We start from the raw sequence: 9,604 nt of genomic DNA on the forward strand, positions 1-9,604 counted from the left end.
GAGCCTCCTCAGCCTTGCGAGCTTCTTCAGCCTTACGAGCCTCTTCGACTCTGCGGGCCTCTTCCGCCTTTCGGGCCTCCTCAGCTTTACGGGCCTCCTCAGCTTTACGGGCCTCTTCGGCCACTTCTCGTTCTACCTGTTTAAATTGTTGATAGGCCGAGGTCAAAGAAGGTACTTCGACATTGCGTTGCCGATACCCTGTACGATCGCTCCCTTTGCCACCTCCGCTGATCTCATACTGCTCCGTAATTTCTGTCATCACCCTATTATTTTCAAGCCAGAAACCCGGTGGGATTGTTCCATTAAGCGCCTCGGAATAGGTGGCTAATGACGCCTTATCCTCTGCGGCAGAATTGTTGCCGTTATTGTTCCCGTTGGGTACGTTCTGATAATTACCGATTCTGTGATTGGTTTCGATATTACCGGCGAACACGATCCCGCCTTGAGCAGGCAACCCCACGCCAAGTACATTTTTAACTTGTGAGACAGAGGTAATAGCCTTGCTGACGGCGGCTTCATCGGTTGTACGAATTTCACCAACCTGCACCTGTATTTTTCCGTCAGCCCCAACACTTTTCAAAGCTACCTTTGCATAAGGTGTAACCGCACGTACTTTTTTTTGTAACTCCTTCAGGATATTACTAACTTTAGGGTCATTTTTGATAGCGTTAACCTGTCGCCGTATTGCCGCTCCTTGGGAATCTCCACTGCTGCTACTGTCCCTGCCACCGTTACCGTTCCCATTACCTCCATCCCAGTTGGTACTGTTATCTTGACCGGGATTTAAACCGTGTACTCCATCGATATGCACATCCCCCATGCCAGGAATATTTATATCCATAGATCCACCGTGCCCTACATTTGGCCCCTGATCTGAAGCCCCACCTTTAACACCGCCAGTTGGGCCACGGCTGTCTTTTCCATCTCCGCCACTCATGTGTCAGTCCTTTATTTCGTTATTCGGCAGCAGAGTAAATTCTTAAGTGCTTATTACCAGCAACACCGTCGATTAATACTCTGCGCAACCTACAAAAATTTATTAATCAGGCGTTCACAATCGCTTTTTCCAAAGCAACCAATCGAGCTTCAAATGCTTCACGCTCGGCATCTCGAAGTGAGCGCTCCTCCTTAAGCGCCTCAACCAGCAGCGCCACCACGCCGTTGATATTGATGCCCCGGGCATCCTTCAGCACGCTGCCGTCGTTAAGCTTCAATTCGGTTTGGGTGACCGACTGCGGCAATACGCTCTCCACTTCCTGAGCGATCACCCCGGCTTCCGGCACACCCTGTTTGAGGTAGGTGTAGCCGCCGATATTGGCCAGCTTGTCCAATGCGCCGACAATTTGGGTGATGTCCGTTTTCATGCGGGCGTCGGAGCTGCTGTTCCAGGCGCCGTTGGTGTAGGCATGACCGTTATTCCGGAACTCATACCATCCCTGCGCCCCGCCGTTGGCCACATGGAATGCCATGGCATGGTATTGGCTAATGTGTTCAATGTGATAAATATCTGCGCTCAGATCCCCATTTCCCTGAAGGCGCACCCCATTGGTAATACGTTCTGCTTTACCTGAAACGTCAATATTGCCGGCAGCGACAATCCAGCCATTGCCGTTACGTTTTGTCAGTTGCCCGACAGAGAGCTCGCTGTTCGCCTTTACTTGAATTTCATTCCAGCGTCCCGCAAGATCGCTATAAGCCAGTAATCCCGTATCTTCTTTTCCGGGGATAATCCGCGCGCCCATCATCATAGAAGAACTGACTCCGCTGGTGACGAAGCGCGTATGAATATAGGGCGCGTTGTATGCCTGCCCATTTATCAGGGGAGTAGGCCCAGTGGTCACAGCCCCTATACCCGCGTCATGCGATACCATCGCTCCACCGGAAATATCAACGCCGTTACCGAGTGCAACCCTGCCGGAAGCCAGGCTGAAAGCGAAAGGACGCAAGGTGTTCCATTGTCCGTTTTGAGCTTGCCCGGCAGGGGTTGTCAGTAAGTAAAAAGCTTCGCCGTCGTTGCGCAGCATCACGCCGGTATTGCCATTTGCCAGCCGAAAACCATTGGCCGATTTGGAGACGATTTCACCGTCGCTGACCACGCGCTGGCGCAGCGTAGACAGCGATTTCAGTTCGGCGATATCGTCATTAACACCGTTAATCACCTGAGCATTTTTCTTTTCTTCTGCCATGATTATTACCCTCTTACGTCCTGTTTGATGGCGGTTAACAGCGCTCATTCCCCCAGCATTCCCTGGCCACTGGGCTCACCGCACCGAAGCTGTAAAACCGGTTAAGCACACAGCAAACCTGTATGCATAACCAGCATTCTATCTCTGAGGATAACGGGATCCCCTCACCACGGGTTGTATGATGAAGGGGACAACAATGAGGCAGGGAACGATAAGAGAACGGCGAGTGCACGGAGCCCCGCCGGGTGGATCAGAAAAGGGAATGCGGGCCGGCCAAGCCGGCCGGGGAATGAAGGGGTTTACCGCGCCCGCTCGGCGGCCAGTGCCGCGATGCGCATAATCACCGCCACCGCTTGCTCCATGCCCTCCAGCGTCACGAATTCGTGCTTGCCGTGGTAGTTGTAGCCGCCGGTGAACAGGTTCGGGCACGGCAGGCCGCGGAACGACAGCTGCGCGCCGTCGGTGCCGCCGCGGATCGGCTTCATCACCGGTTCGATGTCGCAGTCGCGCATCGCCTGCTGCGCCAGCGCAATCACGTGCGGGTGCTCAGCCACCTGTTCACGCATGTTGTAATAGTTGTCTTCGATGCTCACTTCGATATAGCAATCGCGGGGCAAGCCTTTGCCGACCTCGCGAGCGATGTCCACCATCTTGCGTTTGCGCGCCTCAAACCCCTCACGCTCGAAGTCGCGCAGGATGTAGTGCATTTCGGCGCGCTCTACGCTGCCCTTAATGCTGCTGAGATGATAAAAGCCCTGGTAGCCTTCGGTGGTCTCCGGCGCTTCGTCCGCCGGCAGCGCCTGATGAATGCGGGTGGCCAGCGACAGCGCGTTGACCATCACCCCCTTGGCGCTGCCGGGGTGCACGCTGTTACCGAGGATTTTGATCGTCACCGAGGCGGCGTTGAAGTTCTCGCACTCCAGCTCGCCGACGCCGCCGCCGTCCACCGTGTAGGCCCATTCGGCATTGAAGGCCGCCACGTCGAACAGCTGCGCCCCCTTGCCCACCTCCTCGTCCGGGGTGAAGGCCACGCGGATGTCGCCGTGCGGGATTTTGCGCGCGCGCAGGCGCACCATAGCGGTGAGGATCTCGGCGATGCCCGCCTTGTCGTCGGCGCCCAGCAGCGTCTTGCCGTCGGTGGTGATCAGCGTCTGCCCCAGCATCTGGTGCAAGATCGGGAACATCACCGGCGACAGCACTTCATCGCCGATGCCGAGAGCAATGTCGCCGCCGCGATAGTTCTCGACGATCTGCGGATTGACATGTTTGCCGCTGAAATCCGGCGAAGTATCCAGATGGGCGATGAAACCGACCGCAGGCACCGGCCAGGCGACGTTACCCGGCCAGGTACCCATCACGCAGCCGTGTTCGCTGAGCGACACCCGCTCGAAGCCGAGCGCGATCATTTCCTGCTGCAACGCACGCGCCAGCTTCAACTGCCCGTCGGTGCTCGGCACATGCTTTACGTTCGCTTTGGACTGGGTGTCGAAAGAGACGTAGTTGAAAAAGCGGTCAAGTAATTTGTCCATGGTAGCGGCCCCTCAGAATATCGCGTTTCATTATGCGGAACCGATCAGGATCAAATATTGCGTCAGGTCATTTTTAACCAGAATTCGCCAATATCATTAACCTTTGTGATGATTTCTGAGGGGAATAATGCTGTCATCACAGGGTCATTTGTCGCTATCATGATGAAAAACGCGGCATCTGGGCCGGATCGGCTTTCAATTCCGGCATTCAGCGTCTATCATGCGCGCTCGAAAAATTTCCATTGGCGTAACTGGTTTGAGCTTCATTTGATCAGCGGGCATCCCGCAAGCTCCGGCAGTCTTTTCCAGTTGCGGTTCTATCTGCATTAGCCCACGGGATAGAGTAATACGATAAATGACTGAGACATCCTCTCCGACTCCCCTTGTTGAACTGCATGCCCTGAGCAAAGCGTTCGATGGCAAAACCATCATTGCCGATCTGGATCTGACGATTAATCACGGCGAATTCCTTACCATTCTCGGCCCCTCCGGCTGTGGCAAAACCACGGTGCTGCGCCTGATCGCCGGTCTGGAAGACGCCGATTTGGGCCGCATCGCGCTCGACGGCCAGGACATCACCGCCATTCCGGCCGAACATCGCCACGTCAACACCGTGTTTCAAAGCTACGCCCTGTTTCCGCACATGTCGGTGTTCGACAACGTCGCCTTCGGCCTGCGCATGCAAAAGGTGCCGGCGGCGGAACTGACGCCGCGCGTGGAAGAGGCGCTGCGCATGGTGCAGCTGGATGCGTTCGCCAAGCGGCGGCCGGGGCAGCTCTCCGGCGGCCAACAGCAGCGCGTGGCCATCGCCCGCGCGGTGGTCAACAAACCGAAGGTGCTGCTGCTGGACGAATCGCTGTCGGCGCTGGACTACAAGCTGCGCAAGCAGATGCAGAACGAACTGAAAGCGCTGCAGCGCAAACTGGGCATCACCTTCGTGTTCGTCACCCACGATCAGGAAGAAGCGCTGACCATGTCGGATCGCATCGTGGTGATGCGCGAAGGCCGCATCGAGCAGGACGGCACGCCGCGTGAGATCTACGAAGAGCCGCAGAACCTGTTCGTCGCCAGCTTCATCGGCGAGATCAACATCTTCGACGCGGTGGTTTTGCAACGCCTCGATCCGCAGCGGGTGCGCGCCAACGTCGAGGGCCGCGAGTGCGACATCTACGCCGATTTGCCGGTGGAGCCGGGCCAAAAGCTGAAGGTGCTGCTGCGCCCGGAAGATCTGCGGGTGGAAGAAGTGAACGACAGCGCGCAGCACGACGGGTTGATCGGGTACGTGCGCGAGCGCAACTACAAAGGCATGACGCTGGAGTCGGTGGTCGAGCTGGAGAATGGCAAAACGGTGATGGTCAGCGAGTTCTTCAACGAAGACGATCCGGACGTCGATCACTCGCTCAATCAGAAGATGGCGGTGACCTGGGTCGAAAGCTGGGAGGTGGTGCTGGCCGATGAAGAAATCGCGTAAAGTCTTTCAGAATGTGGTGATCGTCGGCGTCGTCGCCTGGCTGCTGCTGTTCGTGTTCATGCCGAACCTGATGATCATCGGCGCCAGCTTCCTGACCCGCGACGACGCCAACCTGGTGCAGATGGTGTTCACGCTGGATAACTACCGGCGTTTGTTCGATCCGTTATACGCCCAGGTGCTGCTGCACTCGCTGAACATGGCGCTGATCGCCACCCTGTGTTGCCTGGCGATCGGCTATCCGTTCGCCTTTATCCTGGCGCGCTTGCCGCAGAAGGTGCGGCCGCTGCTGCTGTTTCTGCTGATCGTGCCCTTCTGGACCAACTCGCTGATCCGCATCTACGGCCTGAAGCTGTTTCTCAGCACCCGCGGCTATCTCAACGACGCGCTGCTGTGGATCGGCGTCATCGACAAGCCGCTGCGCATCATGTACACCTCGGAAGCGGTCGTCCTCGGCCTGGTGTATATCCTGCTGCCGTTTATGGTGATGCCGCTCTACTCCAGCATCGAAAAGCTCGATAAGTCCTGTCTGGAGGCGGCGCGCGATCTCGGCGCCAGCAAGCTGCAGACCTTTATCCGCATCATCGTGCCGCTGACCATGCCGGGCATTATCGCCGGCTGCCTGCTGGTGGTGCTGCCGGCGATGGGGCTGTTCTTCGTCGCCGATCTGATGGGCGGCGCCAAAAACCTGCTGATCGGCAACGTGATTAAAAGCCAGTTCCTCAATATCCGCGATTGGCCGTTCGGCGCGGCCACCAGCATCTGCCTGACGCTGGTGATGGGGCTGTTGCTGCTGGTCTATTACCGGGCCGCACGCCTGCTGAACAAGAAGGAGGATCTGGCATGATCGGACGTCTGCTGCGCGGCGGCTTTATGACGCTGGTATACGCCTATCTGTATATCCCGATCGTCATCCTGATCGTCAACTCCTTCAACGCCTCGCGCTTCGGTATCAACTGGCAAGGGTTTACCGCCAAGTGGTACAGCACGCTGCTGAATAACGACAGCCTGCTGCAGGCCGCGGGGCACTCGCTGACCATGGCGGTGCTCTCCGCCACCTTCGCCACCCTGATCGGCTCGCTGACCGCGGTGGCGCTGTACCGCTACCGCTTTCGCGGCAAGCCGTTCGTCGGCGGCATGCTGTTCGTGGTGATGATGTCGCCGGACATCGTAATGGCCATCTCGCTGCTGGTGCTGTTCATGCTGCTGGGCATTTCGCTCGGCTTCTGGTCGCTGCTGTTCTCGCACATCACCTTCTGCCTGCCGTTCGTGGTGGTGACCGTCTACGCGCGCCTGAAAGGCTTCGACGTGAAGATGCTGGAAGCCGCGCGCGATCTCGGCGCAAGCGAGTTCACCATCCTGCGCAAAATCATCCTGCCGCTGGCGATGCCGGCGGTGGCGGCCGGTTGGCTGCTGAGCTTCACCCTGTCGATGGACGACGTGGTCGTCTCCTCCTTCGTCACCGGGCCGAGCTACGAGATTTTGCCGCTGAAGATCTACTCGATGGTGAAAGTCGGCGTCTCGCCGGAGGTCAATGCGCTGGCCACCATTTTGCTGCTGCTGTCGCTGGTGCTGGTGATCGCCAGCCAGTGGGTGATGCGCGATCGCGCGCCCAAGGCAGAATAATTCTTCTCGCCGGGCGCTGCCGCGCCCGGTTGTGATCCCCTTCACAACCGGCACCGGTTGTCACTCTCTGACCATCGGTGCCTATTTCCGCCCCGCCGATTGCAGCGGCGAAAACTTCCCCCTATAACTGAATCCAGGCAAGGCGCCTTATTTTTTCTCGCTTTCAGGGAGTTTATTCAGCAACGTCGTCATCCATTAAAATATAAAAAGGAACTGCCATGAAAGGTATTATCGATAATATCTTAAATAAGCTGCAGCTTTTCTCCAAAGCCATGATGGGGCCGATATTTTTCCTGCCGGTAATCGGTCTGATTCTGGCGCTCAGTTCTATTCTTACCAATGCCACATTAATCAATGAACATTCCGCCATCTTCTCTATCGGTAAAATGATCGGCGATACCTTCTGGCCGTTATTCGGCAATCTCGGGCTGATTTTCTGTATCGGTATTACCTACGGCCTGGCCAAAGACAAGAAAAGCGAAGCGGCGCTGGTCGCGGTGATGTGCTTTATCATGTTCCTCGGCGCCAATTCGTCTTATCTGCAATTCAGCGGCCACGTCGCGGCCAAGATCAACGGTGAGTATTTTGGCACCGGGCAGACGGAGTTGCTGGGTTTTACCGTGGTGGATATGGGCATTTTCCTCGGTCTTATCCTCGGCGTCACCATCGCCTGGGTGCATAACCGCCTGTGCAACGTCGAACTCAACGGCGTGTTCTCGGTCTACGGCGGCGCCAAGCTGGTGCTGATTGCCATGACGCCGATCATCATGCTGTACGCCGTCGCCTTCAGCTACCTATGGCCGGCGATTTCACAGGGCCTGATCGCGCTGACCGGCTTTATGAAAAGCGCCGGCTCGCTCGGGGTATTCGTCTACGGCTTCTTTGAGAAATTCCTGATCCCCACCGGGTTGCACCACTTTATCTGGTCGCCGTTCCAGCTCACCAGCATCGGCGGTTCGATCGTGCAGGACGGCCAGACCGTCTCCGGTTCGCAGGCGATTTTCCTGGCCTACATGCGCGACCCGAGCATCTCGCCGCTGATGAACGAGGCGCTGCGCTTCTCGCAGCAAGGGATGGTGACCATCTTCGGCCTGTCGGGCGCGGCATTGGCTTTCTATCACACCGCCAAGCCGGAAAAGAAAATGCTGGCCAAGGCGATTCTGATCCCGGCCATCACCACCTCGATCCTGGTCGGCATCACCGAGCCGATAGAGTTCACCTTCCTGTTTATCTCTCCGCTGCTGTGGGTGATCCACGCCGTGTTGACCGCGCTGTCGCAGGTGGCCTGCAACCTGTTGCAGGTGCGCCCCTGGGGCGCCAGCGGGCTGGTCGAGTTCCTGGCCTACAACCTGCCGCTGCCGGTTTCCCTCACCCGCTGGCCGCTGTATGTGGTCATCGGCCTGGTGCAGTTTGCGGTGTATTACCTGGTGTTCAAAACGCTGGTGCTGAAGCTCAATCTGAAGACGCCGGGCCGTGAAGATGATCAGGACGTCAAACTCTATTCCAAACAGGATTACCGGAACCGCAAAAATACCCCGGACGAGCCGAGCGGCATCATTATTCGCGCGCTGGGCGGCAAGGAAAACATTATTTCCGTCGATAACTGCTTTACCCGGCTGCGGGTGGAATTAAAGGATATGGCGCGGGTGGATGAGGCCGCGTTGAAAAGCACCGGCGCCAAAGGCGTGGTGAAGAATCGCCGTGAAGTACAGGTGATTTACGGCGTCACGGTCGGCAAGGGGCTTTGTTGAATAAATCGAACTTTTAGGTGATTAGCGGATCTGATCGATACAGTCGTTTCAGCATTGGATCCCCATGGCAAAGCAAAAGTTTAAAATCACTAACTGGTCCGCCTACAACAACGCACTCAGGCAGCGCGGTTCACTCACTGTGTGGCTTGATGAGTCAGCCATTGCAGCATGGACTGACAGTACACAGCCCGAAGGGCGTGGCCGTCCGCTTCACTACACCGATATGGCTGTCATCACGGTTCTGATGATGAAGCGCGTGTTCAACCTGTCGCTCCGGGCATTACAGGGCTTCGTTGACTCGATTTTTAAGCTGATGGCTCTGCCGCTGTGCTGCCCGGATTACTCTCTGGTCAGCAGGCGGTCAAAGACCGTCAACATCAACATAAAGACGCCAACCCGGGGTGAAATCGCGCACCTGGTCATCGACAGTACAGGCCTGAAGGTTTTCGGTGAAGGTGAATGGAAAGTCAGGCAGCATGGGGCCGACAAACGCAGAGTGTGGCGCAAGCTCCATCTGGCCGCAGACAGTGCGACGCACGAGATTATCTGTGCCGATTTATCGCTCAGCGGAACGACAGATGCACAGGCACTGCCGGTGCTGATTAACCAGACCCACCGGAAAATCAGGGAAGCCTCAGCAGACGGCGCCTACGATACCCGTTACTGCCATGATGCTTTGCTGAGGAAAAAAATCAGGCCGCTCATTCCGCCACGAAGTGGTGCGCAATACTGGCCCGACAAGTACCATGAACGTAACCACGCCGTGGCAAATCAGCATCTGAGCGGCAGCAATGACGTCTGGAAAAAGAAAGTGGGTTATCACAGGCGTTCAGTGGCAGAAACGGCCATGTTCCGGTTCAAAACGCTCTTGGGTGCTCATCTGAGCCTGCGGGACTATGACGCGCAGGTGGGTGAAGCAATGGCGATGGTCAAAGCGCTGAACCGGATGACGCTGTTGGGGATGCCGGACAGCATCCGGATCGCATAACGGGTGTACCGGCGGGAGCTATCCTGTCGCCTGACTCTGATTTATTCAACAAAGCC

8 protein-coding genes and 1 pseudogene are annotated in these 9,604 nt (G+C 56.9%); 6 read left to right on the forward strand and 3 right to left on the reverse strand.

Features of this window, described 5'->3' with window-relative positions:
* The 3 genes and pseudogenes from ADK28_RS33100 to pepT all read right to left on the reverse strand — a co-directional run.
* Nucleotides 1-937: pseudogene (locus tag ADK28_RS33100) on the reverse strand (klebicin D activity protein); the annotation flags it as partial.
* Between the two features lie 106 nt (nt 938-1,043).
* A complete protein-coding gene (locus ADK28_RS21700; protein ID WP_048796627.1) occupies nt 1,044-2,186 on the reverse strand; it encodes a tail fiber domain-containing protein in 1,143 nt (380 codons plus the stop codon).
* Between the two features lie 299 nt (nt 2,187-2,485).
* Nucleotides 2,486-3,715, reverse strand: a complete 1,230-nt coding sequence (pepT, locus tag ADK28_RS21705) for a peptidase T (RefSeq protein WP_033640614.1) — start codon at nt 3,713-3,715, stop codon at nt 2,486-2,488.
* 57 nt (nt 3,716-3,772) lie between these two features.
* Between pepT and ADK28_RS31775 the strand changes: the two genes are divergently transcribed.
* The 6 genes from ADK28_RS31775 (at nt 3,773) to ADK28_RS21730 (ending at nt 9,548) form a co-directional block, all read left to right on the forward strand.
* Nucleotides 3,773-4,045, forward strand: coding sequence for a hypothetical protein (locus tag ADK28_RS31775; RefSeq protein ID WP_126186627.1), 273 nt, complete (start codon nt 3,773-3,775; stop codon nt 4,043-4,045).
* Between the two features lie 25 nt (nt 4,046-4,070).
* Nucleotides 4,071-5,186, forward strand: coding sequence for a spermidine/putrescine ABC transporter ATP-binding protein PotA (potA, locus tag ADK28_RS21710; RefSeq protein WP_048796623.1), 1,116 nt, complete (start codon nt 4,071-4,073; stop codon nt 5,184-5,186).
* Nucleotides 5,170-6,030: a spermidine/putrescine ABC transporter permease PotB gene (gene potB / locus ADK28_RS21715; protein ID WP_004941149.1), complete on the forward strand. Its 861-nt coding sequence runs from the start codon at nt 5,170-5,172 to the stop codon at nt 6,028-6,030. Before potA ends, potB begins: the two co-directional genes overlap by 17 nt.
* A complete protein-coding gene (potC, locus tag ADK28_RS21720) occupies nt 6,027-6,809 on the forward strand; it encodes a spermidine/putrescine ABC transporter permease PotC (protein ID WP_033640617.1) in 783 nt (260 codons plus the stop codon). Before potB ends, potC begins: the two co-directional genes overlap by 4 nt.
* Nucleotides 6,810-7,027: 218 nt before the next feature.
* Nucleotides 7,028-8,560 (forward strand): PTS transporter subunit EIIC, encoded by a 1,533-nt coding sequence (locus tag ADK28_RS21725; protein ID WP_048796624.1) that lies wholly within the window; start codon nt 7,028-7,030, stop codon nt 8,558-8,560.
* Between the two features lie 64 nt (nt 8,561-8,624).
* Nucleotides 8,625-9,548 carry an IS5 family transposase gene (locus tag ADK28_RS21730; protein WP_048795946.1) on the forward strand — a complete coding sequence of 308 codons (924 nt, stop codon included), beginning with the start codon at nt 8,625-8,627 and terminating at the stop codon, nt 9,546-9,548.
* Nucleotides 9,549-9,604 lie beyond the last annotated feature (56 nt).

This window comes from Serratia sp. 506_PEND (assembly GCF_001076875.1).
In the GTDB taxonomy this organism is placed as follows: domain Bacteria; phylum Pseudomonadota; class Gammaproteobacteria; order Enterobacterales; family Enterobacteriaceae; genus Serratia; species Serratia marcescens.

Coding starts and splice junctions, on each gene's coding strand:
- potB (WP_004941149.1), top strand. CDS start 5,170: ATGAAGAAATCGCGTAAAGTCTTTCAGAATGTGGTGATCGTCGGCGTC.
- potA (WP_048796623.1), top strand. CDS start 4,071: ATGACTGAGACATCCTCTCCGACTCCCCTTGTTGAACTGCATGCCCTG.
- ADK28_RS21725 (WP_048796624.1), top strand. CDS start 7,028: ATGAAAGGTATTATCGATAATATCTTAAATAAGCTGCAGCTTTTCTCC.
- pepT (WP_033640614.1), bottom strand. CDS start 3,715: ATGGACAAATTACTTGACCGCTTTTTCAACTACGTCTCTTTCGACACC.
- ADK28_RS21730 (WP_048795946.1), top strand. CDS start 8,625: ATGGCAAAGCAAAAGTTTAAAATCACTAACTGGTCCGCCTACAACAAC.
- ADK28_RS21700 (WP_048796627.1), bottom strand. CDS start 2,186: ATGGCAGAAGAAAAGAAAAATGCTCAGGTGATTAACGGTGTTAATGAC.
- potC (WP_033640617.1), top strand. CDS start 6,027: ATGATCGGACGTCTGCTGCGCGGCGGCTTTATGACGCTGGTATACGCC.